20 protein-coding genes and 1 pseudogene are annotated in these 26226 nt (G+C 72.8%); 7 read left to right on the top strand and 14 right to left on the bottom strand.

The window, feature by feature from the left end:
• Positions 1-2 precede the first annotated feature (2 nt).
• The 3 genes from ACIBZJ_RS11195 to ACIBZJ_RS11185 are packed head-to-tail and all read right to left on the bottom strand — an operon-like array spanning position 3 to position 2100.
• Entirely contained in the window at positions 3-401 is a 399-nt protein-coding gene (locus ACIBZJ_RS11195; protein WP_395928126.1) for a RidA family protein, read from the bottom strand.
• Positions 402-409: 8 nt separating this feature from the next.
• Positions 410-1156, bottom strand: coding sequence for an IclR family transcriptional regulator (locus ACIBZJ_RS11190; RefSeq protein WP_395928124.1), 747 nt, complete (start codon positions 1154-1156; stop codon positions 410-412).
• Entirely contained in the window at positions 1153-2100 is a 948-nt protein-coding gene (locus ACIBZJ_RS11185; protein ID WP_395928122.1) for a sugar kinase, read from the bottom strand. The genes ACIBZJ_RS11190 and ACIBZJ_RS11185 overlap by 4 nt, the downstream gene beginning before the upstream one ends.
• 72 nt (positions 2101-2172) lie before the next feature.
• On the opposite strand from ACIBZJ_RS11185, the gene ACIBZJ_RS11180 reads away from it, so the two are divergent.
• The 5 genes from ACIBZJ_RS11180 (at position 2173) to ACIBZJ_RS11160 (ending at position 8910) form a co-directional block, all read left to right on the top strand.
• Positions 2173-3426, top strand: a complete 1254-nt coding sequence (locus tag ACIBZJ_RS11180) for an amino acid deaminase (protein ID WP_395928120.1) — start codon at positions 2173-2175, stop codon at positions 3424-3426.
• The gene (locus ACIBZJ_RS11175; protein WP_395928118.1) at positions 3423-4988 is read left to right on the top strand and encodes an amidohydrolase family protein; all 1566 of its coding nucleotides are present in this window, start codon (positions 3423-3425) and stop codon (positions 4986-4988) included. The genes ACIBZJ_RS11180 and ACIBZJ_RS11175 overlap by 4 nt, the downstream gene beginning before the upstream one ends.
• On the top strand, positions 4985-5602 hold the full coding sequence (locus tag ACIBZJ_RS11170; protein WP_395928117.1) for a bifunctional 4-hydroxy-2-oxoglutarate aldolase/2-dehydro-3-deoxy-phosphogluconate aldolase: 618 nt from the start codon (positions 4985-4987) through the stop codon (positions 5600-5602). Before ACIBZJ_RS11175 ends, ACIBZJ_RS11170 begins: the two co-directional genes overlap by 4 nt.
• The gene (locus ACIBZJ_RS11165) at positions 5599-7215 is read left to right on the top strand and encodes a GntP family permease (RefSeq protein WP_395928115.1); all 1617 of its coding nucleotides are present in this window, start codon (positions 5599-5601) and stop codon (positions 7213-7215) included. Before ACIBZJ_RS11170 ends, ACIBZJ_RS11165 begins: the two co-directional genes overlap by 4 nt.
• Positions 7216-8679: 1464 nt before the next feature.
• Entirely contained in the window at positions 8680-8910 is a 231-nt protein-coding gene (locus tag ACIBZJ_RS11160; protein ID WP_395928113.1) for a hypothetical protein, read from the top strand.
• On the opposite strand, the gene ACIBZJ_RS11155 is transcribed toward ACIBZJ_RS11160, so the two are convergent.
• The 4 genes from ACIBZJ_RS11155 to ACIBZJ_RS11140 all read right to left on the bottom strand — a co-directional run bounded on the left by ACIBZJ_RS11155 (position 8911) and on the right by ACIBZJ_RS11140 (position 11401).
• Complete coding sequence (locus ACIBZJ_RS11155) at positions 8911-10017, bottom strand: hypothetical protein (RefSeq protein WP_395928111.1); 1107 nt, start codon at positions 10015-10017, stop codon at positions 8911-8913.
• A 2-nt stretch (positions 10018-10019) separates the two neighbouring features.
• A complete protein-coding gene (locus ACIBZJ_RS11150; protein ID WP_395928108.1) occupies positions 10020-10544 on the bottom strand; it encodes a SigE family RNA polymerase sigma factor in 525 nt (174 codons plus the stop codon).
• Positions 10545-10628: 84 nt separating this feature from the next.
• Positions 10629-11237: a CHAP domain-containing protein gene (locus tag ACIBZJ_RS11145; protein ID WP_395928105.1), complete on the bottom strand. Its 609-nt coding sequence runs from the start codon at positions 11235-11237 to the stop codon at positions 10629-10631.
• A complete protein-coding gene (locus ACIBZJ_RS11140; protein WP_395928103.1) occupies positions 11234-11401 on the bottom strand; it encodes a hypothetical protein in 168 nt (55 codons plus the stop codon). Before ACIBZJ_RS11140 ends, ACIBZJ_RS11145 begins: the two co-directional genes overlap by 4 nt.
• Positions 11402-11542: 141 nt before the next feature.
• Here ACIBZJ_RS11140 and ACIBZJ_RS11135 point away from each other — a divergent pair, with 141 nt between their 5' ends.
• A complete protein-coding gene (locus ACIBZJ_RS11135) occupies positions 11543-13210 on the top strand; it encodes a BTAD domain-containing putative transcriptional regulator (RefSeq protein WP_395928101.1) in 1668 nt (555 codons plus the stop codon).
• Here ACIBZJ_RS11135 and ACIBZJ_RS11130 read toward each other — a convergent pair.
• Together ACIBZJ_RS11130 and ACIBZJ_RS11125 are read right to left on the bottom strand one after the other, a co-directional pair.
• Positions 13207-14612, bottom strand: a pseudogene (locus ACIBZJ_RS11130) (selenium-binding protein SBP56-related protein). The gene ACIBZJ_RS11135 and the pseudogene ACIBZJ_RS11130 overlap by 4 nt on opposite strands.
• A 51-nt stretch (positions 14613-14663) precedes the next feature.
• Entirely contained in the window at positions 14664-16670 is a 2007-nt protein-coding gene (locus ACIBZJ_RS11125; RefSeq protein WP_395928099.1) for a putative bifunctional diguanylate cyclase/phosphodiesterase, read from the bottom strand.
• Between the two features lie 113 nt (positions 16671-16783).
• Here ACIBZJ_RS11125 and ACIBZJ_RS11120 point away from each other — a divergent pair, with 113 nt between their 5' ends.
• Entirely contained in the window at positions 16784-17815 is a 1032-nt protein-coding gene (locus ACIBZJ_RS11120) for a substrate-binding domain-containing protein (RefSeq protein WP_395928098.1), read from the top strand.
• A 37-nt stretch (positions 17816-17852) separates the two neighbouring features.
• On the opposite strand, the gene ACIBZJ_RS11115 is transcribed toward ACIBZJ_RS11120, so the two are convergent.
• The 5 genes from ACIBZJ_RS11115 to ACIBZJ_RS11095 form a co-directional block, all read right to left on the bottom strand.
• Entirely contained in the window at positions 17853-19124 is a 1272-nt protein-coding gene (locus tag ACIBZJ_RS11115) for an ABC transporter substrate-binding protein (protein WP_395928096.1), read from the bottom strand.
• 44 nt (positions 19125-19168) lie between these two features.
• Entirely contained in the window at positions 19169-20170 is a 1002-nt protein-coding gene (locus ACIBZJ_RS11110; RefSeq protein ID WP_395928094.1) for an NAD(P)-dependent alcohol dehydrogenase, read from the bottom strand.
• A gap of 110 nt (positions 20171-20280) precedes the next feature.
• Positions 20281-20985, bottom strand: a complete 705-nt coding sequence (locus tag ACIBZJ_RS11105; RefSeq protein WP_395928092.1) for a TetR/AcrR family transcriptional regulator — start codon at positions 20983-20985, stop codon at positions 20281-20283.
• Positions 20986-21045: 60 nt separating this feature from the next.
• Positions 21046-24777 carry a hypothetical protein gene (locus ACIBZJ_RS11100; protein ID WP_395928090.1) on the bottom strand — a complete coding sequence of 1244 codons (3732 nt, stop codon included), beginning with the start codon at positions 24775-24777 and terminating at the stop codon, positions 21046-21048.
• Between the two features lie 87 nt (positions 24778-24864).
• Positions 24865-26037: a toll/interleukin-1 receptor domain-containing protein gene (locus tag ACIBZJ_RS11095; protein WP_395928088.1), complete on the bottom strand. Its 1173-nt coding sequence runs from the start codon at positions 26035-26037 to the stop codon at positions 24865-24867.
• Positions 26038-26226 lie beyond the last annotated feature (189 nt).

Here is a 26226-nt window from a genome sequence, read left to right as displayed (position 1 = left end):
AGCTATTCGACGACGGCGAGGGCGTCGATCTCGACGAGCATCTCCTCACGAGGGAGGCCGGTCATGACCGTGGTGCGGGCCGGCAGCACGCCGGAGGTGACCCGCGACGACACGAACTCGCCGTAGGCCTCGTTCATCGTGGCGAAGTGGGCCCGGTCGGTGAGGTAGACGCGCAGCATGATCACGTCGTCGAAGCTCGCGCCGCCCGCCGTGAGGATCGCCTCGACGTTGCGCAGCGTCTGCTCGGTCTGTTTGGCGACGTCGCCGGGGTGGAGGTACTCGTTCGTGGCCGGGTCGACCGGCCCCTGGCCGGACACCTGCAGCATCGGTCCTTTCCGGACGCCCTGCGCGAACGTGTGCGCGGGGGCCGGGGCCCGGTCGGTGCTGATCGCGGTACGCATGCGTCTCCTCAGACTCGGTATCCACACTCGCGGGAAATGTCAGTCGTCGCTTCGAGCAGGGCGGGCACCAGATCGAGCACACCCTCGTACGGCAGAAGCACGTCCGGCACGGACACCGAGACCGCGGCCAGCGTCCGGCCGTCGGCGCCGCGGATCGGGGCGCCGACGCAGTTGATGAACGTCTCGTTCTCGGCGTGATCTTCGGCCCACCCGTGCTCGACGGCGTGTGCGACCTCGATGCGGAGTTCCTCGGGGCCGCCCGGCGTCCGGTCGGTGAACCGCTGATAGACCAGGTCGGCGATCACCTCGTCCCGCTCGGCCGGATCAAGACCCGCGAGCAGGACCTTTCCGACCGCGGTGCTGTGCAGCGCCGCGGTCTTCCCGATTCGGGACGCCATCCGGACCGGCATTTCGCGCGGCTCCAGCTTGTCGACGTAGATCGCGACCGCACCGTCGAGGACCGCGAGGTGCACGGTCTGCGCGATCTCGTCGCGGAGCGCCTTGAGCCGGGGCATCGCCACGACCCGGACGTCGAACGAGTCGAGCGCCTGCTGGGCCAGCCGGAACAGGTGCGGGCCGAGCACGTACCGGTGCTCGCCGTCGTGATGGACGAACCCCTCCTCCTCCAGGACGCGGAGCAGCCGCAGCACCGTGCTCTTGTGCACGCCCTCGGCGGCGGCCAGCTCGCCGAGCGTCGCGGTGCCGCCGGCCACGCGATCGAGCAGGGAGAGCGCCCTGGCAACTGACTGGCTCATCCGGCGAGATCCTCCCAGGCGGGCAGCGTCACCGGTCGATCCTGCCGGACCACCAGTGCGGCCGCCGCACAGCGGTGCCCCAGCACGACCGCCGACCGCACGTCGAGGTCGTGCCACCGCCCGGCGAGGTAGCCGGCCGCGAACGCGTCACCGGCGCCGACCGGCTCGACGACGTCGACGGTGAGGGCCGGTACGTGCTGTGATTCGGCGTCGATCACGCGCACCCCGTGCTGCTCCTGTTTGAGCAGGATGCGGCCGGCGTGGGGCAGCGCGCGGCGCAGCTCGCCGGGATCGGTGGTGCCGAAGACGGTGAGGGCCTCGTCGGCGCCGAGCAGGACCTCGTCGGCGGCGGCCAGCAGGCGGCGGAGGGCCGCGTCGTCGCGCTCGCGCCAGAGGGCAGGGCGGTAGTTCAGGTCGACGGTGAGCACCGCGTCCGGGCAGGCGGCAGGCAGCGCGTCGCAGAACGCCGCCGCGTCGTCGGAGAGGCCCGGCGTGATGCCGCTGACGTGGACGACCCCGGCCGCGGCCAGTGCGGACGCGACCGCCGGGCGGCTCAGGTACGCGGGGGAGAGCGCGGACGCCGCCGACCCGTCGCGGTAGTACAGCATCGCGGAGCGGCGCGAGCCGTCGACCGCGGTGCCCGGCGCCTTCACGTACAGGCCGGTCGGGCGGGTGCCGTCGCTCTCGACCGCACCCACGTCGACACCGGCGGCCGACGCGACCGCCAGCACGTGCTGGCCGAACCCGTCGTCGCCGAGCCGGGACAGCCAGGCCGCGGACACGCCCAGCCCGGCCAGCGTCAGCGCGACGTTGAGCTCGGCCCCGCCGATCGTCCGGACGAACTCCGACGCGTCGCGCAACGGAACGTCTCGCGCCGGGGTCAGGACCGCCATCGCTTCGCCGACACAGACGATCGGTTTGCCCCGACCCGTTGCCTTCCGCATGCGCCGATGCTAAAACGGTCCCACTCAATGTGCAACGCCCATTGCATGGAGCGCAACGCAGGGAGGCGCAGGGTGCGTTACGACGCGGAGAAGGTCGGGCTGCTGGGTCCGGAGCAGAAGGCGGTCCCGGCCAGCGCCTGGGGGCGCACCGGCGCCGATTTCGTCGCCGGCGAACCGGGGCTGGCCACGCTGCCGACCCCGCTGGTCACGCTGGACGCCGGGGCGCTGTCGAACAACCGCGCCGCGCTGGCGCAGTGGGCCGAGCGAACGGGCGTCGATCTCGCTCCGCACGGCAAGACCACGATGGCCCCGTCGCTCTGGCGCTCCCAGCTCGACGACGGCGCCTGGGGCATCACGGTCGCGACGCCCTGGCAGCTCGCGTTCGCGCTGTCCGAAGGCGTGCCGTGCGTGCTGGCCGCCTATCCGGTCCTCGTCCCGGACGTACTGCGCCTGCTGGGTGCCCCCCGCACGGCCCGGGTACTGGTCTGGGCCGACGGCGTCGACGTCGTCGAAGCGATGGCGCCGCACGTCGCCGACGCCGCCCAGCCGATCGACGTCCTCGTCGATCTCGGTGCGCCCGGCGGCCGCACCGGTGCCCGGTCGATCGAGGCGGCGCTCGACACCGCCCGTGCGGTGTCCACGACGAAGGGCCTCCGCCTGGCCGGTACCGCCGGATACGAAGGCGCGCTGGCCCACGACGCCTCGCCCGCGAGCCTGGAGACGGTCCGCGGTTACCTGTCCCAACTGGCCGCACTGCACACCGCCCTGCGTCGCGAGCACGACGGCGAGCTCATCCTCACCGCCGGCGGCAGCGCCTACTTCGACGTCGTCGCCGAGGTGCTCGCGCCCCTGCACGACCCGCCGCGCACCCGGGTCGTCGTCCGCTCCGGTGCGTACGTTGCCCACGACGACGGCTTCTACCGCGACATCACTCCGTCCAACCGGGCCGCCGGTCCGTCGTTCCGGGCCGCGCTCCACGGCTGGGTCCGGGTGATCTCCCGTCCCGAGCCCGGCCTCGCACTCGCCGACGGCGGCAAGCGCGACCTCCCGTTCGACGAGGGCCTCCCCGAGGTGCAGGCGATCCGCCGCAACGGCACCGCCCCCACCGAAGCGCTGGAGAACGTCGAGGTCACCGCCCTCGCCGACCAGCACACGTTCCTCCGCCTCACCGGCGACGCCGAGAACGTCCGGGTGGGTGACGTCCTCCGTCTCGGCCTCTCCCACCCCTGCACCACGTTCGACAAGTGGCGCCTGCTCCCGGTGATCGACGACGCCCACGCGCCGCAGCCGGTCGTCGTCGATCTGGTCCGCACGGTGTTCGGATGAGCACGGCCATCCGGGGCGCCACGATCATCGACGGCACCGGAGCCCCCGGCTACCGCGGCGACGCGCTCATCGAGAACGGCCGGATCACCGAGCTCGGCGAAGTCAGCTCGGCCACGTCCGAGCTGGCCGCCGACGGGCTCGTTCTCGCTCCCGGCTTCATCGACATGCACGCCCACTCCGACCTCGCGGTCGTCTTCGACCCCGAGCACCTGGCCAAGACCACCCAGGGCGTCACCACCGAGGTCGTCGGGCAAGACGGCCTGAGCTACGCCCCGATCGACGACACCACGCTGCCGATCCTCCGCGAGCAACTGGCCGGGTGGAACGGCGTCCCCGACGACATCCCCTGGCGCTCCGTCGGCGGCTATCTCGACGCGGTCGACGCCGGGGCGGCCGTCAACGTCGCCTACCTCGTGCCGCAGGGCAGCGTCCGCATGATGGTCGTCGGAACGGAAGACCGGCCGGCGACGCCGGACGAGCTCGGCCGGATGACCGCGCTCGTGCGCGAAGGGCTCGAAGAGGGCGCGGCCGGTCTGTCGAGCGGCCTCACCTACGTGCCGGGCATGTTCGCCGACACCGACGAGCTCGTGGCGCTCTGCCGTGTCGTCGCGGAGCACGGCGGCTTCTACGCGCCGCACCAGCGCTCCTACGGGAAGGGCGCGATCGAGGCGTACGCCGAGATGGTCGAGGTCGCCCGCCGGAGCGGCGTCGCCCTGCACCTCACGCACGCGACGATGAACTTCTCGGTCAACCGCGGCCGCGCCGGTGAGCTGCTCGCGCTGGTCGACGCGGCGCTGGCCGACGGCATCGACGTCACGCTCGACACCTACCCCTACCTGCCCGGCTCGACGACGCTGGCGGCGGTGCTGCCGAGCTGGTCCGCGACCGGTGGCCCGGAGGCGACCCTGGCCCGGCTGAGCGATCCGGCCGCGCTCGCGCGCATCCGCGAGCACCTCGAGGTCACCGGCTCCGACGGCTGCCACGGGGTGATCGCCGAGTGGGACACGCTGCAGATCTCCGGCGTCCGCAACCCGGAGCTGTCCGAGATCGTCGGCTCCACGATCGCCTCGCTGGCCACGCAGTCCGGCCGCGACCCGTTCGAGGTCTTCGCCGACGTGCTCCGCCGCGATCGCCTGGGCACCACGATCCTGCAGCACGTCGGCCACGAGCCGAACGTCCGCCGGATCATGCGGCACCCGAGGCACCTGGTCGGCAGCGACGGGCTGCTGGTCGGAGGGCGCCCGCATCCGCGGGCGTGGGGGACGTTCCCGCGGTACCTCGGCCACTACGCGCGGGAGGAGGGGGTCCTCGGGCTGGAAGAGTGCGTGGCCCGGATGACCGGGCGCCCCGCGGCCCGGCTCGGGCTCGCCGACCGCGGCGTGCTGAACGTGGGCGCGGTGGCCGACCTGGTGTTGTTCGATCCGGCGACGGTCGCGGCCGGCGCCACGTTCGACGATCCCCGCCGGCCCGCGGTCGGCATCCCGTACGTCTTCGTGGACGGTGTGCGAGTGATCGACGACGGGCGGCGGACCTCTGCGCTGCCGGGACGGTCGTTGCGATGACCGGGCTGTCGATGATGTTCGCCGACCGGGTCGTGTGCGTCGTGCGCGCGCCGGTACTCCCGGACGCGGTGGCGCTGTGCGGGGCGCTCGCCGCGGGTGGGATCCGGACGGTGGAGCTGACGTTCACGACCCCGGACGTGCTGCGGCACCTCGCGGTGGCGGCGTCGGTACCAGACGTGGTGGTGGGCGTGGGAACCGTGCTGACCGAGTCCGACGCCCGTTCCGCGATCGACGCGGGGGCGCGGTTCCTGGTCACGCCGGGGGTGGTGCCCGCGGTCGCTTCGGTGGCCCGCGAGGCACGGGTTCCGTTCCTGATGGGCGCGTTGACGCCGACCGAGGTGTACACGGCGTCGTCGCTCGGTGCGGCGGCGGTGAAGGTGTTCCCGGCCTCGGCGTTCGGGCCTCGCTATCTGCGTGATCTGCACGGGCCGTACCCCTCGGTGCGGCTCGTGCCCTCGGGGGGTGTGACCGCGGAGAACGCGGCCGAGTACCTGGCGGCGGGTGCGGCCGCCGTCACCGCCGGGACGGGTGTCGTCCCACCCGACGTGGTCAGCGCGGCTGACTGGCCCGGCATCACCCGACGCGCCACCGAGTTCACCGGAGGTCTGATGTGAGTTGGTTACAAGACTCCACCGGGGGTCTGCTGCTGTTATGCGCGGCCGCCATCGCTGTACTGCTCGCGCTGATCATCGTCGTGAAGCTCGAGCCGTTCATCTCGCTGCTGATCGCGGGGTTCCTGCTGGCGCTGGCGGCCGGGCTGCCGGTGTCGCAGATCGTCGGCACCGCGCTGAAAGCGTCGGATTCGGTGCTGGAGACCGGGTTCGGCGGGATCCTCGGGCACATCGCGGTCATCGTCGGGCTGGGCACGGTGCTCGGCGGCATCCTGGAGCGGTCCGGGGGCGCCGACGTGCTGGTCGAGAAGCTCACCGGGCGGTTCGGTGAGCGGGGTGCGCCGGTCGCGATGGGGCTGGCCGGGCTGATCTTCGGCATCCCGGTGTTCTTCGACATCGGCATCTTCGTGCTGGCGCCGCTGGTCTACATCGCCGCGCTCCGCGGCCGGCGTTCGCTGGTGCTGTACGCGCTGCCGATGGTGGCGGGCCTGTCGATGACGCACGCGTTCCTGCCGCCGCACCCGGGGCCGACGGCTGCGGCCGGGCTGCTCGGGGTGAGCCTGGGCTGGGTGATCCTGATGGGTCTGATCTGCGGGCTTCCGGCCTTCGCGGCGGCGGGCATCGCCTGGCCGATGTGGATCGGGCGCCGGATCATGATCACGGTGCCGGAAGAAATGGTCGAGGCCGAGACCACGGTCCGCGAGCCGGCCACGGTAGGCGCGGGCGGCGGCGGCGCGGGCAGCGGCGGTGCAGGTGGCGGCGTCGCGGGCAGCGGCGGCGGTGTGGGTTCCGAGGCCGGCGACGGTTCCGGGGCGGACGAGCCCGACGGTTCGGCGTCGACGGTGAGCGCGGCCGAGGGCCGCGGTACCGGTGGGTCGGCCGCGCCGATCAGCCCGGCGCCGGCCGGTGCCGCCGCTCCCGCGCCGGCCGGTACCGCCGGTCGCGCGCCGGTGGGGCTGGGCACGGTGCTGGGCATCATCCTGGTGCCGCTGGTGCTCATTCTCGGGGCGACGTTCGGGACGGTCTGGCTGGACCCGAGCCGGCTGCTGCAGGTGCTGACGTTCCTCGGCAACCCTGCCGTCGCGCTCACGATCGCCACACTGCTCGCGTTCTGGCTGCTCGGCGTGCGGCGCGGTAGCTCGGTCGCCGAGCTCTCCGAGGTCACGACCGCGGCGCTGCGCCCGGTCGGCATGATCCTGCTGGTCGTCGGGGCCGGCGCGTTTTTCGGCAAGGTCATCTCGGCAACCGGGGTCGGCGACGCGCTCGCCGGCACGCTCAAGGACGCCGGTCTGCCGATCATCGCGCTGGCGTACCTGATCTCGTGCGCGCTGAGGCTGGCCCAGGGCTCGGCGACGGTTGCGCTCGTCACCACCGGCGGCATCGTCGCGCCGCTGGTGCAGAACGAGAACTACTCGCCGGCGCAGCTCGCGGTGCTGGTCATCGCGATCAGTGCGGGCTCGATCATCGCGAGCCACGTCAACGACGGCGGGTTCTGGATCATCTCGCGCTACTTCAACATGACCGTGAAGCAGACCCTCGCCACCTGGACGGTCCTGGAGACCATCCTCTCGGTCGTCGGCTTCGCCATGACGGTCATCGTCTGGTCCCTGCTGTAGCGACGCCGGGCGGGTCTCCACGACCGGAGGCCCGCCCACTCCTCCGGGTCCGCTGCCACGCCGATCGTTCCGCGTTCGACGATCCGCCGGTAGGGCCGCGACCGTACGGCGGCTCGCCCTCGATGCACCGGCCGGTTGCGCCGCCCGCCGGGGGACGGCCCTGCGCCGCCAAGGGTTGGCCGGGGGATTATGCCGTCGGCCGGGGGCTGGAGTGTGCCGACTGGCGTCGGCTGGGGGCTGGGGTGCGCCGACTGGCGTCGGTTGGGGGCTGTGACATGTCGTCGAGTGTCGGCCAGGGGACTGCGCTGCGCGGTCAAGTGTCTGCTGGGGAGGGCCTGCGCCGTCAAGCATCGGCCGGGGACCAGCCCGTGCCGTCAAGCGTTGGCCGGGGACCGGTCCGCGTCGTCCCCTCGGCCGGGGAAGGTGCTGTGCCGTCCTCTCGGCCCCGGGACCGGTTTGCGTTGCCGAGGGTCGGTCGGGGACTGGCCTGTGCTGTCCGGCGTCGGCCGGGGACTGGCCTGTGTCGTCATGCGTCGGTCGGGGACCGGTTTGCGTTGCCGAGGGTCGGCCGGGGGCTGCGCTGTGCCATCCAGCGTCGGCCGGGGCCCGCCTATTGTCGTCAAGCGTCGGCCGGGGGACCGGCCTGCGCCGCCGACTGTTGGCCGGGGACCGGTCCGCGTCATCGAGCGTCGGCCAGGGCACCGGCGCGTGCCGTCAAGCTTAGTACTGCAGCAGCGTTTCGTTAGACAGCTGCCGTCTTCGCTGGTAGTGGGCGTTCTTCGCATGGGCTTGGTGGCGTCGGCGTAGTCGTGAGCAGGCCGGGACATGTGGGGTTGGGCGTGTCGGGGTGTGGATCAGGTGTGTCGTCCCAGTCGACGAGACGGAGTCCAGATCATGGGACCCCCGTCACACGACCCGGACGCCGGACCGGCCGGTCCCGTGCCGAATGCCGTTGCAGTATTAGGCCGGGAGACCGGCCCGTCCCGTGTCGGCCGGGGGCCGGCCTGTGCGTCAAGTGTCGGCCGGGGGACCGGCCCGCCGTCATGCGTCGGCCGGGAAGGCTCGTGCCGGCCAGGGTCGGCCGGGACGGCTCGTGCCGTCATGCGTCGGCCGGGACGGCTCGTGCCGGCCAGCGTCGGCCGGGATCGGCCCGCGCCGGCCGGCGTCGGCCGGAGGGCTGCGGGCTCGCGCCGGCGGCGATGGCGGCCGGACGTGAACCGACATCACGGCGCGGCTCGCCCGGCTGATCCCGGACTACGTCAAGGAGATCGCCGGCGGACGCGCGGACGACGAACCGCTCCGCATCTTGTTCAGCGTCCCGCCGGAGCTGAGTGCGGCGATCCGGCCGGTCAGCGCTCCGACGGCGGCCACCGTCCGTCTCGTCCAGCGTGTCGGACTGACGTTCCGGACGCCGACGGCGGTGCGGGACTCGCGCCGGAGCCGCGCGAAACCGGTCCGCGGCGGGTGGCCCTCTCGGTCGGCAACCCGGCCGCGAACCTCCTCGCGGCGCCGCCGGAGTCCGCGCGGGCCGCGACCCGGCCGGTGCCGATGAGCGCGGTGCCGATGAGCGCGGTGCTGCGCGAGCTCCGGCTCGAGTGCCTGGACGAGTGGCGCCGCGTCTCGCTCCGCGGCGGAAGCCGGATCTCGTCCAGCCCCCTTCCACTCATCTGGGCCTCCTACGGAGTGGTGCGGTGATCAGCGCGGGGTGAAGATCGGCCAGTCGGAGGCGTTCTCGAAGTTGCCCACCCGCTGGACGCTGGCGGTCGTCGACAGGCAGAGCTTCTTGAAGTCTTCGAGCGTGATCGTCGGATTCGGGGTGTAGTTGCAGGTGCCGGTCACCTTGAGGTCGCCGGCGGCCACGATCATCGTCGTGAAGGTGCCGTCGTTGATCGACGGTATCGACGAGATCCGGGCGGGCCGGTCTTCGTAGGTCGAGTCCGGCTTCCCGATGCCGGTGCCGAGCGGGTTCGTGTTGATGCTGATGAACCCCCGGCCCGGCCCGGCGAACGCCGTGGTCGCGGACGGCTCCCGGCCCCTTCCGCTGAGCTCGACGGTTGCCTGGAACTCGCTCAGCAGCCCGCCTTCCGGCGAGCGCACCGAGAACGGCAGCCGGGCGTGACCGGTGAAGTTGACCCGCACCGCCGCCGCGATCTTCGCCGCCAGTTGCTCCGGATCGGGGAAGCCGCGGATGGTGACCTGCGCCGGGGCGTCCGCGGCCCAGTTCCAGAGCAGCTGCCAGCCGAATTCGCCGTCCCATCGGTTCCACGTCGACGGGTGGCCGTTGATGCTCGGGCCCGGGACGGACTTGACGATCTTGTTGCCCACTTCGCGGTTCAGCTTCGCGTTGCGGGCTCCCATCGTGATCGAGACGTCCTTCGAGCTAGTGCTGCGTCCGATTGCGTAGAACCCGAGGGTGGTGAACCGTACCTGGGTGCCGCGCTCGCTCAGCTCGTCGGGCACGCCGCTGACCAGCAGCTCGCTGCGCAGCAGGTCGAACCGGGCCGGGACGGAGCTGGGCACCGGGATGTTGGCGTGCGGATTCTCCGCGGGCAGCTTCTGGATCGGCAGCTTCATCGGGCCGGCCGGCGGTGCGGCCCGGTCTGCGCTGTTGCCGAGCGTCAGGGCGGTCACCGCCAGGGTCACGACGACGGCCACGGCGGCGGCCGCCGCGATCACCCATCGGGCGCGATCGCGTTCGCGGGCCCGTGCGAGCTCGATGATGCGGTCGATGTCGACCGCGGCCGGCGGGGGTGCTTCGGACACCACCCTGGTCAGTAGCGCCCGAGTCCGGGACTCGTCCATGGTCAACTCCTCGTCCGGGTCGTAGTGGCGTCGCCCGGCTCGACTTCGGGGAGCGCACGGCGGAGGGTGGCCAGACCTTTCGCGGTCTGGCTCTTGACCGTGCCGGCCGAGCACCCCAGCGTCTCGCCGGTTTCCTCGACCGAGAGGTCGGAGTAGTAACGCAGCGCGATCACCGCGCGCTGGCGCGGTGGCAGCGCGACCAGCGCCCGGCGTACGGCGACGACCGACGCGCCATCGGGATCGTTCGCGGCGGGTTCGTCGGCGAACCGGTCGACCAGCACCACCCGGCGCGCCCAGTTGGTGCGGCGTTCGCTGAGGAACGTGCGCACCAGCGTGGTGCGCGCGTAGGCGTGCAGGTGGGTGGCGGTGCTGGCGCGGTCCCACTTCAGGTACAGCTTGACCAGCGCGTCCTGCACCAGGTCGTCAGCGTGGTGCCGATCACGGCAGAGCAGGTAAGCGAGGCGGTGGAGCGCGGGTAAGTGCTCCTCCACGTACTGCCTGAATGCCTCGTCCGGCCGGTCGTTCACAATGTGTCCTCCGGTTGCCGCCGCGGTGTCACCACTAAGAGGGCCGCGGCCCGGCCGGCGTTGCCTTCCTTCCCGAACAGTTTCTCAGCGAAGGCGAACGTGCTGGCCGACGTGGATGAGGTCGGGGTCGGCGATCGCCGGGTTGAGCCTCAGCAGCGCCTGCGTGGTCGTCGCGAACCGCCTCGCGATGCCGGAGAGGGTGTCGCCGCTCCGGACGACGTACTCCCGCACCGCCGGTCCGGCCGCCGCGTACCCCGGCCGGCAGTAGCCCTTGACGAACTTCGGCGACCGCACCATCCGGTACACACCGTCCTGGCCGTTGCCCGGGTTGGTGTTGCCCTCGATCGTCTGGATCCGCCCGTCCGGGAGCACTTTCTCGACGATCCCGATGTGGTTGTAGGCCCCGTCCCGCTCCCAGTCGAAGCAGGCCAGGTCGCCCGGGCGGGGCGTCTTCACGAACCGGCCCTCGGCGGCGTAGTGGCGGGCGAAGAGCGTCACCCGGGTCGACGCGTACGCCTTCGGGACCTTCGCCTGGTGCAGGCACCAGCTGACGAAGATCGCGCACCACTCGGTGACCGGAAAGCCCAGCGGGGCCGAGTACTTCTGCCGGTTGCCCTGCGATCCGCCGCCCACCTCCCGGACGCCGATCTCGGCGCGAGCGACCGTCAGGAGGTCCTGGGCGGTGCCGCTCATGTCTGCTCCTCGGTGAAGTCGAAGTCCTGCTCGCCGTCTTCGGCGCGCAGCGAGTTGTCGGAGGCCGGTGCTTCCTGGGCCGGGTCGTCGGACACGGACGGGTCGTCGACGTAGACCGCGAGGTCGTCGACGGCGGGCAGTTCGTCCGCGGCGGGGTTCGTCATCGGGGATCCCTTCTGGAGCGATGTCCGGGGAACGGTCCGGGTCGTGGCTTGCCGCTGCCTTGCCGCGGGCTTGCAAGTCAGTGCTCGCACGGAGGCGCACCGGCGGCCGGGAGCCGACACTGGAGCGGGGGGAGGTGCCGGATGTCCGAGGGGATACGCGTGTTCGGCACCGTGGAGATCACGCACGCGGGCCGTTCGGTCCCGGTCGCCCGCGGTCAGCAGGAACGCCTGCTCGGCGCACTCGTCCTGGCCGCGGGCAGGCCGGTCACCGTCGACACGCTGACCGAGGCCGTCCGGTCCGGCCGGCCGGACCGGACGGGCGACCAGCCGCTCTACCCGGTGGTGTCCCGGCTCCGCCGGGCGCTGGCCCCGATCGGTGCGACGATCCGCCCCGGCACCGGTACCTACACGCTCCACTGCCCGCCCGACCGCATCGACCTCTGCCGCTTCGACCGGCTGCTCGCCGACGGCCGCGCGGCCCTGCGGACCGACGCGCCCGCCGTGGCGGTCCCGATGCTCAGCGACGCGGTGGCGCTCGTCCGCGGACCGTTGCTCGGCGACCTGACCGGCACGCCGTTCGACGACGAGCGCCGCCGCCTCGACCTGCAGTGCCTGACCGCCCGCACGGAGCTCGCCGAGGCGCGGCTCACGCTGGGCCACCACCGGGAACTCCTCGCCGACCTGGAGCTCCTCGTCGCCCGGAACCCGCTGCACGAGCCGGCCACCGCGCTGCTCGTCCTCGCGCTGTACCGCTGCGGACGCCAGTCGCACGCGATGGACGTGTTCCACGACCTGCGGCGACGGCTGGCCGACGAGCTGGGTCAGCGGCCCAGCCCCGAGCTGGCCGCGCTCTACGAGCGCATCCTCGCGCAGGACGGACGGCTGGCCTGGACGTCCGCCCCGCGCCCGGAGATCTGGAACCTGCCGACGGCCGACGGGGAGTTCGTCGGCCGCGAGCAACTGCTCGGCCGCTTGCGTGCCCACCCCGCCGGGGTGATCGCACTGCACGGCCTGCCCGGCGTCGGCAAGACCCGGCTCGCGCTGGAGTACGCGCAGGCCAGCGACAGCGAGGTGGTCTGGTGGTGTCCGGCCGCGTCCGCCGACGCCTCGCTGTCGGCGCTGGCCGCGCGCCTGGGTGCGGCCGACGACGACGATCTGGACGCCACTCGGCTCGCGTTCCGGCGCACGCTGGCTCGCCGCCCGGGGTGGTTGCTGGTCGTCGACGACGTCGAGGACTTCGGCCCGATCGCCCGCTGGCTCCCACCCCGGACCTCCGGCCAGGTGCTGATCACGTCCCGGCGAGCCGACTGGCGCCGGCACGCGACGCCGGTGGTGGTACCCGTGCTCCGGCGGGCCGAGTCGGTCGCGCTGCTGCGGCGCCGGACCGGGCGCACCGGCCCGTCGCTGGAGCGTCTCGCCGAGCGGCTCGGCGATCTGCCGCTCGCGCTGGAGCGGGCCGCCGCGTTCTGCGACCGCACCGGCGAGAGCGTCGCCGGGTATCTGGGTCTGCTGGACCAGGGGGAGGACGACGAGCCGGCGGCCCCGTTGCGTCGCGCGCTCGATCGGGTGGTCGCCGACGAACCTCGCGCGGAGGCGGTGCTGCGGTACCTGGCCGCCCGGGGCCGCGTACCGACGACGGGCCTGCCCGGCCGGCCGGGCAGGCCCGGGCTGTCACGGGCGGCGCTGCTCGAGGTGATCGGCGCGCTCCGGCGGCACTCGCTGGTCGAACGGCACGGTGACCGGGTGTCGGTTCACCCCCTGGTGCGCGCGGCGGTGGCTTCGCGCTCGTGCTCGCGGACCGGTCGCTAGCGGTAGCAGTACGAGTCGGACGAGGCGTCGCCGCCCTGGAGGCGGATCTGGTGGACGCGCCGGCCGCGGAAGTCGTCGCCGTGCGGGAAGAACGATTCGTCGATGCTCAGGCCGCCGGCCGGGTCGGCGTCGAGCGTGACCATCCAGGCGCCGACACCGTCCGGACAGAACTGGTCGTCCCACGCGCCGTAGAGGGAATTGGTGAAGTAGACGCGGCGTCCGTCGCGGCTGACCTCGACCATCTGCGGGCCGCCGGAGAGCGGCAGATCGGGCCGGGCCGGGTGCGGCGTGCGCCGGACGATACCGCCGAGGTGGATCGAGCCGGTCTCGACCGGGTGCGCGGGGTCGCTGACGTTGAACTGCTTGAGCTCGCCGGTGGCCCAGCACGAGACGTAGAGAAACTTGTCGTCGACCGACAGGTCGATGTCGGTGACCAGCGGCGGAACGGCACCGAACGGCTTCAGCGCGGGCGGCAGCAGCTCCGCGTCGGCCGGTTCCGCGGGAATCGTGATGACCTTCTCGACCCTGAACTCGTCGCCGTCGCGGAACCAGCGCCAGACCGACGCCGACAGGTCGGCCGTGGACACCACGACCCCGACGAACCCCCAGGTCGCCTCCGGGTCGTGCGACGGCCGGACCTCCAGCACCATCTGCTGGTCCGCACCCAGGTCGACGCGCTGCAGGTGACGGCCTTCGGCGAGGTCCCAGAAGTGCAGGGCGTGCCCGTATCCGCCCCCGAGCAGCAGCTCCGGGACGACGCCGTCCTCGATCATCGACGGGCTGCCCCACTCGCTGGAGACGAGGACGTTCTGGTTGAGGTGCCACCAGGCGTCGTAGTGGAAGTGCTGCGGCCCGCGGTCGGTCTCCCACTTCCGGACGACGTCGAACGTGTTGTGGTCGAGCAGCGCGATGCCGCCGGGGCCGTCCGGATCGTCGGGGGACCACCCAGGCAGGTGAGGAACACGCCGTCCGGACCGCAGTGCAGGGTGTGCGGCCGGGAGTACCCGGCCTTCTCGGCCAGCTGCTGCGCGTCGACGGTCTTGACCAGCTCGGGCGCGCGGGGGTCGGCGGCGACGTCGAAGACGTACAGGTTCGACGACCGCAGGCCCGGCACCAGCAGGTTGCGGCGGGCCAGGCCGTGCATGTCGTGACCCTCGTGCTTCAGCGCGCTGGAGCAGGCGTTCCAGCCGAAGTGGTGCAGCTCGTCGCCGAGGTTCGGCACCTCGGACCAGCCCACGACCCGGCCGTACCCGGGTGACGAGGGATCGACGTCGACGACGGTCATCGCGTCGCGCTGCCGGGCGGCCCGGTCGAAGACCGCCACGTACGCGAGCTCTTCGACGGGAGCCGCCGCCGCGTCGGCCGCCGTGCGGTAGAACGTCGGATCGAGTGCGTGCGTCATGACAACACCGCCCAGCCCATGGATCCGGTAGGTGTGGCCAGCTTACGTAACTCAGGGCCCGATCGGCACCGGCGCTTCCGGAACACCGCTGTGCGACCCGCTCACCGTCGTCTGGCCCGAAGGCACCGCCACCCGCGTCGGGTCCGACGCCCTGGCCCAGTCGGCGAGTTCGTCGGGTGGCAGCGGACGGCTGAACGCGTAGCCCTGCAGCAGATCCGCGCCGAGCGTGTCGACGGCCGCGCACGTCGCCGCGTCCTCGACCCCCTCGACCACCACCTCGAGCCGCAGCGCGTGGCCCAGCTCGATCAGCGCGGCCACGATCGCCCGGCCGCGCTGGGCGTGCGGGATCTGCGCGGTGATCGTCCGGTCGATCTTCAGCTCGTCCAGCGGCATCGACTGCAGGTGCTCCATCGCCGAGATCCCGGCCCCGAAGTCGTCGATCGACAGCCGGACGCCCAGGCCGCGCAGATCGTCCAGCACCGCGGACGCCCGCGCCGCGTCCACCAGCACGCCGCTCTCGGTGATCTCCGCGGTGAGACGTCCCGGCGCCACCCGGTGCCGCTCGATCAGCGCGCGTACCCGGGACGGGAACTCCGGGTCCAGCAGGCAGGCCGCCCCGACGTTCACCGCCACCGGCAGGTCGAGCCCGTCGTCGGCCCAGGCCCGGTGCTGCGCCAGTGCCCGGTCGACCACCAGGTCGGTCAGCGCCGGGATCAGGTCGTTCTCCTCGACGATCGGCATGAACTCGGCCGGCAGCAGCAGTCCGCGCTGCGGGTGCGGCCACCGCACCAGCGCCTCCACCCCGTGCAACTCGTGCGTCGAGGAGCGGACGAGCGGCTGGTAGTGCACGGTCAGGTCGCCGCGCTCGATCGCCTCCCGCAGCTCCGCCACCGCCGACAACCGCTCGGACGAGTGGGTGTCGGCGTCCTGGCGGTAGAACGCGACGCCGTACCCGCCCCGCTTGGCCAGGTACATCGCGATGTCCGCGTGCTGCAGGAGTTCGACCGCGTTCGCGCTCGGCCGCGGGAAGCGCGAGATCCCGACGCTGCCCGACACGTCGACCATGACGCCCTCGACCACCATCGGGCCGCAGAGCGCCACGTGGAAGCGTTCGCCGATCTCGGTCGCGGTGCGGTTGTCGGGGACGCCGGGAATCAGCACGGCGAACTCGTCCCCGCCGAGGCGCGCCACCAGGTCGTGCCGGCGGGCCGCCTGCGACAGCCGGGCCGCGACCTCCTTGAGCAGCTCGTCGCCGGCGTGGTGCCCGAGCGTGTCGTTGACCTCCTTGAAGCGGTTGAGGTCGACCAGCAGCAGCGCGACCCCGTCGGTCGGCTCGCAGCGGGAGAGCACCGCGTCCATCCGTTCGTTGAGCAGCCCGCGGTTCGCGACGCCGGTCAGGCCGTCGTGGGAGGCGCGATACCGGCTCTCGTCGGCCTGCCGTTCGGTGCCGCGCTGGTAGGCGAGCAGCACCAGCGTGCAGAGCCCGACGAGCACGAGGTCGATCGCCGAGATCACCTCGACCGCGACCAGGGCCCGGTCGTTCGTGCGCTGCGCGTCCCGGAGCGACGTGCTCGCCTCCAGACCGTTGCGCGCGATGTTCACCGCCGCCTGTTTGCGCAGCGCCGACGCGCTCAGCGCGGCCTGCTCGGCGTCGAGCAGCACCTCGGCCCGGTCCCCGCGCCGGTCGGCGTCGACGAGCGTGCGCAGCGTGTAGCTGTAGCCGCCGTAGGTGTTCTGCAGCGCGCGCGCCTGGAGCACGTCGGCCTGGGCGCCGTTCGCGGTCAGCCAGCGCAGATTGGGTTCGGCCGAGCCGATCGACGAGATCAGCGGCTGTCGTCCGACCGCGCTGTCGGCACGCAGGAAATCGACCAGCTGTTCGTATTCGATACTGACTTTCAGGTAGACCTGGTTCCACTCCTGGCTGGTCTGCTCGTTCTCGGCGATCGCGGCCATCGCGCGCGCCGATCCGTGGGTGCTGAACACGGCGAGACCCGCGAGGAGAGCCAGGCCGATCGCCAACGCGGCCGCCGCGCCCCTCGCGACCGTCCGTCGTCGCATCCACGAGAACCCCATGGGCAGGCATCCCCTCCTCGGAGTCTCATCGGCCGGTGCCGCGGTGGACTGAGCCGCTAAGCCCTCGAATAGGGCGCGAACCCGCCGATGGTTCCGGTGTGAAGCGGCTGGCCGCGGTGGTGCTCCTGCTCGTCGCCTCGGCCGCCTGTACCCCGGTGCGACCGGCGACGCCGCTGGCCGCGCTCGTCGTCGTGGGCTCCGAGCTCAACTCGGTCAAGCAGACGGTCCTGGGCTTCGCGAGTGGGGTGGAGTCGGTCGGCGGCGTCCGGCACCGGGAGTTCGGCCCGGCGATCGCCGACACGTCCCAGCAGCTCAGGCAGTTCCAGTCCCAGCCCGAGCCGGCTCCGGACAGCTTCGCGGTCTTCACGTACAGCCCCGAGCTGTTCGCCGAGCCGCTCGCCGCGCTCGCCGAGGAGGGCATCCCGGTCGCGATGGTGCAGTGCCCGCCCGCGCCGGGCTCCAACGTCCCGCTGCTGATCGGCAACGACAACCGTCTGTTCGGCGAGATCCTCGCCCGGCAGGTGGCCCGGAGCGTGCCCGCCGGTGCGACCGGAACGATCATCATCGGCAACCCCGCGCCCGGCGTGCCGATCTACGACGACCGGGTGGCCGGGCTCCGGCAGACGTTCAACGTCCTGTTCCCGAAGGTCCGGGTGCTCGGCCCGTTCGACACCAAGCTCGACCGGGCGATCAACCGGGAGGCGTGGGAGGTGCTGACCGCGGCCAATCCGGACGCGCTCGCGTTCGTCGGAACCGGCGACATGGACAGCGTCAGCATCGCGTCGGTGCGGGCCGCGCGGCACGCGCGGTGGGCCGCCGGTGGGGCCGGCCTGGCGGTACCGGCGTTGCACGCGGTCGCGCGCGGCGACCTGGTACTGGTCTCCGGGGAGTCGTTCCTGCAGGGTGCGGTCGTCGGCCGGCTCCAGGCCCGGCACCTGCGCTACGGCACCGACGCGCCGACCGGCTGGGTCCAGATCTCGCCGCTGCCGATCACCACAGCGAACGTCACCGCGATCCTCGCGCGGCAGAAGGACCCCGCCGCCACCGCGGCCTGGTTCCGGAGGCAGGCCGACGCGATCGCCCTGCACCCGGCCCGGTACACGAAACCGCTCTCCGACGCCGGCCTCTAGGCCGCGTTTCAAGGGCAGGCAGCCCGCCGTGGCCGGCCTAGTTGACGCCGTTCTCGGCGGCCACTCGGCGGGCCCGCTTCACCGCGTCCGACCAGGCCTGCTCCGGCGCCTTGCCGTGGTATTCGAGGTTGCGCAACTCGTCGAGGTAGACGTCCTTGATCACCCCGTCGGCCGGGGCCTCGTACGCGCGCCGGGTCTTGCGGGCCGACGCACTGAAGATATCGATCGTCTGCTGGCCGCCGAAGTAGGGGTCGGGCTCGCGCAGCGCCGGCGTCGAGTAGGCGGCCGGCGTCGACGGGAACAGGCGCGCCTCGGTGTAGGCGCGGGCTTCGTTCTCCGGGCTGAGGAGCCACTCGATGATCTCGAACGCGGTCGCCTGGTCGCTGGTCGACGCCGGGATCGCCAGGAACGACCCGCCGATGTTCGCGCCGCCGGCCGGCCCGGCCGCCACCCGCCACTTCCCGGTCGCGCTGGGCGCGTCCTCCTCGATGTCCTGCGCGTGCCAGGCCGCCCCGAACGACACCGCGATCGCCCCGTCGGCCAGCGCCGGGCCCCACCGCTTGTCGTCGTTGTCGATCTGGGCGCAGAGCCCGTCGGTCGACGCCCGGACCGCGGCGTCCCACGCGGTCTTGACGTGCTCGCCGTCGCCGACGAAGTGGTTGAACTGGTCGACGAAACGTTTTCCCGACTGGGCCACCGCGATGTCGAACATCGTCAGCGTGTTGGCCATCAGGAACGTGCCCGGCAGCTTCGCCCGCAAGCGGCTGCCGAAGGCCAGGAACCGCGGCCAGGTCGACGTCTCGGCGTCCACGTCGCTCGGGTCGGTGGGCAGGCCGGCCCGCTCGAACACGTCCCGGCGGTAGAACATCGCGGTCGGCCCGATGTCGATCGGGATCCCTACCTGCCGCCCGTCGACGGCCGTCGCCTCCTGCCACTTCGAGGGCAGGTAGTCCGGTGCCAGGCGCGCCGCGCCGAGTGTCGTCAGGTCGGTGAACCGGTCGGCGCGGGGGAGGAACGAGGCGATGTCCTCGCCCTTGATCCCGGTGATCGACGGTGGCTTCGCGCCGTCGGCCAGTGCCGAGGTGAGCTTGTTCCGGAAGTTGCCCGAGTACTCGCTGTAGATCAGCGTCGTGTCGTTGCGGAACTTCTGTTTCGCGTCCGCGACGACTTTCGTGCTCAGGCCGCCGGGCCAGCACCAGAACGAGGTGTCGCCGGACTTTCCGGCGTTGCTCTTCGAGCCGCACCCGGCCGCGGCCGCGACGGGCGCCCACAGGCCCGCGGTAAGCAGCGCTCTCCGACCAATCGGCACTGGTACCCCCGCATAAGCAACCTAAACGACATTTCGCCCCGAGGCTACAGGCACGGGTCCTCTGCGGTGAGGACTACCTTGGCCCGGGCGTGGTCGGTTTCGAGGTAGCGGATCGCGTCGGCCGCGGCGGAGAGCGCGTACGTACGGTCGATCACCGACCGGAGCTTGCCCTCCTCGACCAGCCCGGCGAGCTCGAGCAGCGCCCGCGTGCTCGGTACCGCCTGGGGGATCTCGATCCGCTGTTTCACGAACCGGGACTGCAGTTGTGCGGCCACGATGAGCTTCATCGGCCCGAACAGCGTCCCGCCGGTGGAGACGCCCCCGCCGGAGAGCAACAGGGTGCCGTCGCGCGTCACCGACCGCTTGAGGTCGCCGAGCGAACGGTTACCGACCAGGTCGAACACCACGTCGTAGCGCTCGCCGCGCGTCCGGAAGTCGGTCGTGCGGTAGTCGACGACCTCGTGCGCGCCGAGCGATTCGACCAGCTCGACGTTGCGCGTGCTGCACACCGCGGTCACCCGAGCGCCGTAGGCGACGGCGAGCTGCACCGCGTACGTGCCGACGCCGCCGGACGCGCCGTTGATCAGCACGGTCTGGCCGGAAGTGACGCCGGCGATCTCGCGCAGGCCGAGCAGCGCCGTGTTGCCGGCCAACGGTAGCGCCGCGGCCTGCTCGAACGTCATGCTCGCGGGCTTGCGGGCGACGACGTTCTGCGGGGCGCGGACGTACTCCGCGAACGCGCCCGGTGCCTCGCCGAACACCGCGTCGCCCGGGACGAGGTGCGTGACCGTCGCACCGACCGACTCGACGACGCCGGCGAAGTCGGTGCCGCGGACGGGCTGTTTCGGCGCGCGCAGGCCGCCGATGTCGGGGGCCATCAGCCGGGCCACGTACGGGTCGCCGCGCAGGACGTGCCAGTCGCGGGCGTTGACGGAGGCGGCCCGGACGCGGACCACGACGTCGTCGGCGCGGGCTTCGGGCTCGGGCACCTCGGAGAACGAGAGGACGTCGGGCGATCCGTACCGGTCCTGGACAACGGCCTTCATGGCGGGCTCCCTCGGATCTTACGGTGTAAGGCATCCTTACGTCGTAAGGTAGCCTTACGCGGTAAGGCGAGTCAAGGGCACGTGGACGTTCGGGTCCGTCACGGATCGAGTTAGCGGACTACCAGCCGCTCGAGGCCGTCGAGCACGAGATCGAGGCCGAACTCGAATTCGACCTGGTCGTCGCACCAGCCCAGGCGCGAGTCCGGGTCCACGTGCGCTATCGCGTCCTGCAGCATCCCCACCAGGTGGGGGACCTGCTCGGCGAAGCTCCCCAGCAGGTCCGCGGGGTCGACGTCGGCGGGCATCGCGCCGCCCGGGTCGAACATTTCCTGGGTGAAGCCCAGCGACCGGCTGCCGAGCGCGTGCAGAGCCCGGTGCGCGAGGTCGTAGGAAAAGCCGCCGTCGCGCATCAGCCCGACGAGACGGTCGTGGTACACGATCGTCGCCGGGCTCATCGAGGTCCGTGACGCGAACACCCGCGGTGCCCACGGGTGCCGCAGCATGATCTCCCGGGCCGTGAGGATGCGCTTGCGCGCCGCGGCTTGCCAGGCCGCGCCTGCGGTCGGCCCGTCGATCGCCGCGACCGCGTCGTTGATCTCGACCGCGAGCAGGTCGACGACCCCTTCGAGGACGTCGTCCTTGTTGGCGACGTGGTGGTAGAGCGACATCGCCTCGACGCCGAGCGCGGTGGCGAGCCGGCGCATCGTCAGCGCCTCGACGCCGTGGGCGTCCGCGAGCGCGATCGCGGCCCGGAGCACCCGCTCCCTGGTGAGCGGCGTCCGAGCCTCAGGAGGTTGATCCGCCTGCGCGCTCACCGGCAAAGCCTATATAACCCGCTGCCTCCTCGAGGTGAGGCGGTTCGGTCGGCGGCCGGGTCAGGGTGGCCAGTCGCCGATCGTGCGGGAGCGCGGATCGGTGAGGTGGCCGTCGGCCGGTTCGGTGCCGGCCAGCAGCGGCACGGTCGCGCACCACGACCGGTCCGGCACCGCGTCGTTCGCGGCGAAGAACGCGGAGTAGGCGGTGGCGCGATCGGTCCAGGTCGCGAGGTCGTCGGGGCGTCGGCACGGCGGGGCCGGCGCGAGGGCCGAGTACCGCACCCGGACCTCGGTCCCGCCCGCTCGCGGCTCCGGCCGGGGCAGGCGTCCGGAGCTCAGGGCGACGGGTGCACCGGGGCCTCCCCACACCGTGACCGCCGGCCCGCACCCCGGCCGGGCCCGGATCGCGGTGGCCAGCCCGAGCAACTGGTCGGCGCGACCGGCGAAGAACGTCCGGGTCCCGGCCCGGCAGACCTGTCCGGCGGCCTGCCGGTACTCCGCCTCCGCGGCCCTCGGAGTCGCGTGTTCGTGCAGCGTCACCTTGTCGAGCGCGGTCGGGCTCCCGCCGATCGCCTGCACGATCGCCTCCTCCAGATCGACGCTGAAGTAGCGGTCGTCCGGATCGAACAAGACCACCGAGCGGGTCCACGGCAGCGGAAAGCGCCGCGCGTCGTCGACGAGATCCGCGGCCACGTAGGTGTCGCTCGGCGCCACCATCCGCAGCGTCGGCAGTTCCCCGATCGGATCGGCCGGCCGGCCGCGGCGCATCGTGCTGCCGTAGACGCTCGCGCCGATGATCCGGACGTCACCCAGTTCGCGGAGGGTGGCCCGGGTCACCCGCCGGCTCTGGGCGAGCCCGATGACCGCGTGGAGCCCGGGTCCGAACGCGTCGCGCACGGCCCGGGCGACCGAGATCCCGGCGGCGAACTGGTTGCCCACGTTGGCGACCACGAGCCGCACCGGGGCGGTCGTCGTCGGCAGGGCGTTGTAGTTCTCCTGGGCGAGCGCCGCACCACGCAGCTGCTCGGCCGCGTTGATCGTCTGCTCGTCCGGCCTCGACGGCGTGCGGGAGAGCGGGGCGAGGAACACGATCGTCCGGATCTCGGTGGCGTCCGGCCGGATGGCGGCGTTGGTCCGGCCGATCCGCCGCAGGATCGGGCCGAGCACGTCATGGGTGCGCCCGCGCTGGGCCCAGGACACCGTGAACCAGTTCGTGTCGTCGGTCGGCGTGGAGAAACCCACGCACTGGCCGGCCTCGAACCACACGTGCGGATCGATCGGGGCGCCCGACCGGGACGGGTGCACGCACAGCACCCGGGTGGTGACCACCGAGCCCAGGCCACTCAGCGTCGAGAACAGCACCGCGGTCGCGAGCGACAGCACGGCGGTCTTGAGCAGGTACGGGTAGCGGTGGGCCTTGGGCCTGCGCCGCGGCACCGACGCGGAGAGCTTCTTCGCGACCAGCAGGTGCCGGAACTGATGGCGGGTGCCGACGATGCGCCAGACCCCCGGCGGTGCGGGCTTTCCGTCCGTACCCGGCCGGAGTCCGAGCAGGACGGCCAGTTCGGGTCCACGTCCGTTCCGGTCGGTCACCTGCTCGAGCAGGTCCAGGCGCGCCGCGTAGCCGAGACCGAACTCCGGCGGCAGCAGGCTCGCGCAGCCCAGTCCGGCCCCGAGGCTCAGCCCGCGGGTCGCGCCGAGGGCGATGGCCGCCGCGGTGACGATCCACGACCCCTGAACGAGCGTGGGGACGCGCGGCCCGCTGGTGAGCCACCAGGTCAGCCCGGCCGCCAGCACGGTCATGACCGAGCCGGCGAGCAGCGCGACGGTCCGCGTCGAGGCCCGGTCGTCCTCGTAGAGCGCGCGGGGGGAGAACGTCCGGCCGGGCACGCTCCAGAAACCGACCAGGATCAGCACGATCGCGAGACCACCCGCCACCACGACGGCCGGCAGGGCGGCGTCCGCCAGCAGTCGGAGCGGCGCGGAAGCGCTGCCGGCCGCGGGTGACCGGACCTGCACCAGCGCAGCGACGGCCACCGCGATCGCGGGGACCGCCAGCACCACGGAGAGGGTCAGTGAGCGGGCCGAGACGAGACCGGGACGAATGCGCTGCGGCCGGCCACCGAGCCGGTGCTCCAGGTTGCCGCCTCCGGCGACGATCGTGAAGACGAGGACGCAGGCGACCAGGAGCAGCACCCCCGGCAGCAGGATCGGGTTGGTGAACAGCGACGCGACCGCGGCGCCCGTTCCGGCCCGGCCCGCCGTCCACGGCCAGGGCCAGGCCAGCACGTCGGCGAGCACCAGTCCCCGCGGCACGTCGATTCCGCCCTGGGCCCGCTCGAATCCGGTCAGCAGGCCCGCCCAGGCGGCGAAGAGCAGCACCGCGGTCAGCGCGAGGAACGTCGTCGCGGTGCTGCGGACGGCGAGCCGCCCGCGGTGCAGCGACGTCCGGCGCCGCAGGGCCTCGGACGCGTTCCGGGGGAGCTCCCACCATCCGAACGCGTCGGCCCTGGCGGTGCCCGCGAGCCAGGAGAGCCAGAACTGTTTGCCGGCGACCGCGCTGCGCAGCGCCGCGGCGTCCTCGTCCGGAGCGTCGCGGTGGTGGTAACGGACGCCGAGCAGGCCGCAGACGAGAAGGGTCAGCAGCGCGGAGCGCGGTGACGGGGTCCGGAGCGCCGCGAGCGCGTCGTGAGTGGTGACCGGGACCGGTTCCGGCTGGGTGGCGGCGGTCCGGCGGGCCAGCACCAGCCGGAGGAGCGAGAGCATCTGCGGGTCGGCCCAGATCTCCCGGGTGTGGTCCGGGCCGGCGCTGAACGCGGTGGTCAGCTCGCTCGCCGGCGCTTCCGCGTCCAGATAGGCGGCCGCGTCGGCGACCGTGTAGGAGGCCAGCCGGAGCTCGGCGGTCTCCGACCGCCACTCGGAATCCGCGCAGGTGGCCCGCGCGCTGCGGAGGGCCTGCCGGTACGTGTCGGCCCGGCCGGTGAGGACGACCGGCTGATGGGCGGTGCCGCGGTGGATCTCGGCCAGCACCTCGGCGCGGCGCTCGGCGCCGTCGCCGACCTCGTCCAGGCCGTCGAGGACGAGAAGCAGATCGCCGCCGGGCAGCGGGCCGGACTCCCACAACCGGTCCAGCGGCCGCGGGCCGAACCGCTGCGGGTCCTCGAGCAGCCGGGGGTAGTCCCGCCGGAGCGCGGCGGTCACCCACTCGCGCAGGGACTGGCCGCTTCCGTTCGCGGACGGTGGCTCCCAGCCGGCCAGCGACACCCATACCGCAACCGGCAACCGGTCGGCGTCGGGAGCCTCGGCCCGGCGCTGGAGGAGGGCCAGGAAGAGGACCGTGGCGGTGGCGGTCTTGCCCGACCCGTCCTCGCCGAGCACGGCGAGCAGCAGTCTTCGGCGCAGCACCGTCGTGATGACCCGCTCGACGTCGTCCGGCGTGAGGCGCCACTCCAGGTCGGGAAGCGCCGGGCCGCTCAACGTACCGCGCAGCGGGATCAGGCCGCCGTCACCGCGGAGGAGGTCGACGCTGTCGCGGGTGACGAGGCGATCGGCCGCCGCGCGGGAACGCCAGACCTGCCGCTGCTGCTCGGTCAGGTGCTGCAGCCGGCGGCGGCGCAGTGTCTCCTCGGAGTCGGGGGTGGGCCGGAGCGCGGCCAGAGCCGCCAGCGCGGCGAGGACCGCGACGGCGGTCGGGATGAACTCCCGCTGTTCCATCGGGCCGTCGAGCCTCGCGATGACGACCGACGCGACCACCATGGCTGCGACGAGCAGCCAGCCTCGCTTCTTACCCACCGGGTCCCCTCGCTCGGTCCGTTCGGTGCCCGGTAGGGACGAGTATCGGCGACCGGGGCCGGCTTCGGCCATCCCGGTCGGTGGACGTCAGGTGCCGAGGGCGGCCCGGCGTTCGGGGATCCAGATCACCAGTTGCAGCAGGATGATGCCCACGTGCACGGCGACGAGGATGCTCGCGGTGAGCGGGTCGAACGACGGCCAGAAGTAGCCGAAGAACGCGGCCGACGCGGCGGTCGCGAGCGTGATCGCCAGCATCCAGGCGTTCATCGGGCGTGCGGCGGAACCGCGGCCGGTGGAGCCGTAGAGGTAGATCGCCACCGTGATCGCCAGCACGCCGCCGAAGTACAGGAGCGTGAGTTGCGCCCAGCCGACGCCGGGCTTCTGGGCCGTGAGGGTGGCCCAGAGATCGAACGGGAGGAGACCGCCCGGCGGGACGTCGGCGCGGGAGGTGGCGGCGAGCGCGGCCGACCAGAGCGTGCCGGCGAGGACGTAGCGGGTGACGACGCGCTGGGTCTTGAGGATCGCGGCGCGCCGGCGCGCGGTGCGGCCCGGGAGATTGCGGGACTGGCGGAGCGTCCAGAGCGTGAAGAGCGCGGCGTAGATGCCGATCGGCGGCAGGGTGGCCGTGGTGATGGCCATCACCGAGTGCCAGATCCGGACCTGTCTTCGGGGGTTTCCGCCGCCGTGGGAGCTGTTCGGGACGGGGAGGGGCGGGATCGAGGGGGGTGTGGGGCCGCGGAAGAACAGCGACTGGGACCAGTTGGTCCGGACCCGGGCGAAGGGAGTTCCGGCGGTCGCCGCCCCGGGCGGCGGCGGCGTGGGTGACGGCGGCGTGGGTGACGGCGGTGTGGCCGGCGGTGCGCCGGCGGACGGTCTGGCCCGGCCGGTCGCGCGCCGGGGCGCGGGGGCCCCGGGATCGGCGGACTGCCGGCGGAGGGCCTCCACGAACGTGGGCGTGGGCAGCCCGGCGCCCACCGACTCCGCCCGCACGACGCCCGGCGGCGCCCCGGCGGCGCCCCGCAGCAGCGCGAACACCGGCTTCCGGCGGCTTCCGGCGTACCGCAGTTCCCGCTCCAGCCGCTGCGACCCCGCCCCGGCCTCACTCACCACCGCCACGACCGCGGCGCACTCGTCCAGCGCCCGCTGGACCTCCCTCGAGAACCCGTCGCCGGGAAACTCCCACCGCACCACGAGCCCCGCGCCCTCGAGATGCGACGCCAGCCCCGCCGCGAACTCCCGATCGGCCCGGCTGTAGCTCACGAAAATCGCCCCGGCCATACGCACCGCCCCCACAGCGCCACCACTAGCGCACCTGCCCACCCGGCACGATCGAACCTCATTCCCCCGCCGTCGGGTGCCCTAATAGCGAAATTCCTGTCTGAAGCTGCCTGCCCATGCCGGGAAGGGCGTTTCAAATACTGCGGTCCAGCCGCGGCCCGTTACTGCCTG

The sequence above is a fragment of the Cryptosporangium sp. NPDC051539 genome (genome assembly GCF_044454545.1).
Classification (GTDB): Bacteria; Actinomycetota; Actinomycetes; order Mycobacteriales; family Cryptosporangiaceae; genus Cryptosporangium.
Note: the sequence above shows the minus strand (reverse complement) of the source record. Positions and strands in the feature narration are given on the sequence as shown.

What these genes read in the sequence shown, in the direction of transcription:
- ACIBZJ_RS11140 (WP_395928103.1), bottom strand. Translation starts at nt 11,401, where the DNA reads ATGACGAACCCCGCCGCGGACGAACTGCCCGCCGTCGACGACCTCGCG.
- ACIBZJ_RS11185 (WP_395928122.1), bottom strand. Translation starts at nt 2,100, where the DNA reads ATGCGGAAGGCAACGGGTCGGGGCAAACCGATCGTCTGTGTCGGCGAA.
- ACIBZJ_RS11125 (WP_395928099.1), bottom strand. Translation starts at nt 16,670, where the DNA reads ATGCGACGACGGACGGTCGCGAGGGGCGCGGCGGCCGCGTTGGCGATC.
- ACIBZJ_RS11190 (WP_395928124.1), bottom strand. Translation starts at nt 1,156, where the DNA reads ATGAGCCAGTCAGTTGCCAGGGCGCTCTCCCTGCTCGATCGCGTGGCC.
- ACIBZJ_RS11135 (WP_395928101.1), top strand. Translation starts at nt 11,543, where the DNA reads ATGTCCGAGGGGATACGCGTGTTCGGCACCGTGGAGATCACGCACGCG.
- ACIBZJ_RS11145 (WP_395928105.1), bottom strand. Translation starts at nt 11,237, where the DNA reads ATGAGCGGCACCGCCCAGGACCTCCTGACGGTCGCTCGCGCCGAGATC.
- ACIBZJ_RS11175 (WP_395928118.1), top strand. Translation starts at nt 3,423, where the DNA reads ATGAGCACGGCCATCCGGGGCGCCACGATCATCGACGGCACCGGAGCC.
- ACIBZJ_RS11170 (WP_395928117.1), top strand. Translation starts at nt 4,985, where the DNA reads ATGACCGGGCTGTCGATGATGTTCGCCGACCGGGTCGTGTGCGTCGTG.
- ACIBZJ_RS11195 (WP_395928126.1), bottom strand. Translation starts at nt 401, where the DNA reads ATGCGTACCGCGATCAGCACCGACCGGGCCCCGGCCCCCGCGCACACG.
- ACIBZJ_RS11110 (WP_395928094.1), bottom strand. Translation starts at nt 20,170, where the DNA reads ATGAAGGCCGTTGTCCAGGACCGGTACGGATCGCCCGACGTCCTCTCG.
- ACIBZJ_RS11155 (WP_395928111.1), bottom strand. Translation starts at nt 10,017, where the DNA reads ATGGACGAGTCCCGGACTCGGGCGCTACTGACCAGGGTGGTGTCCGAA.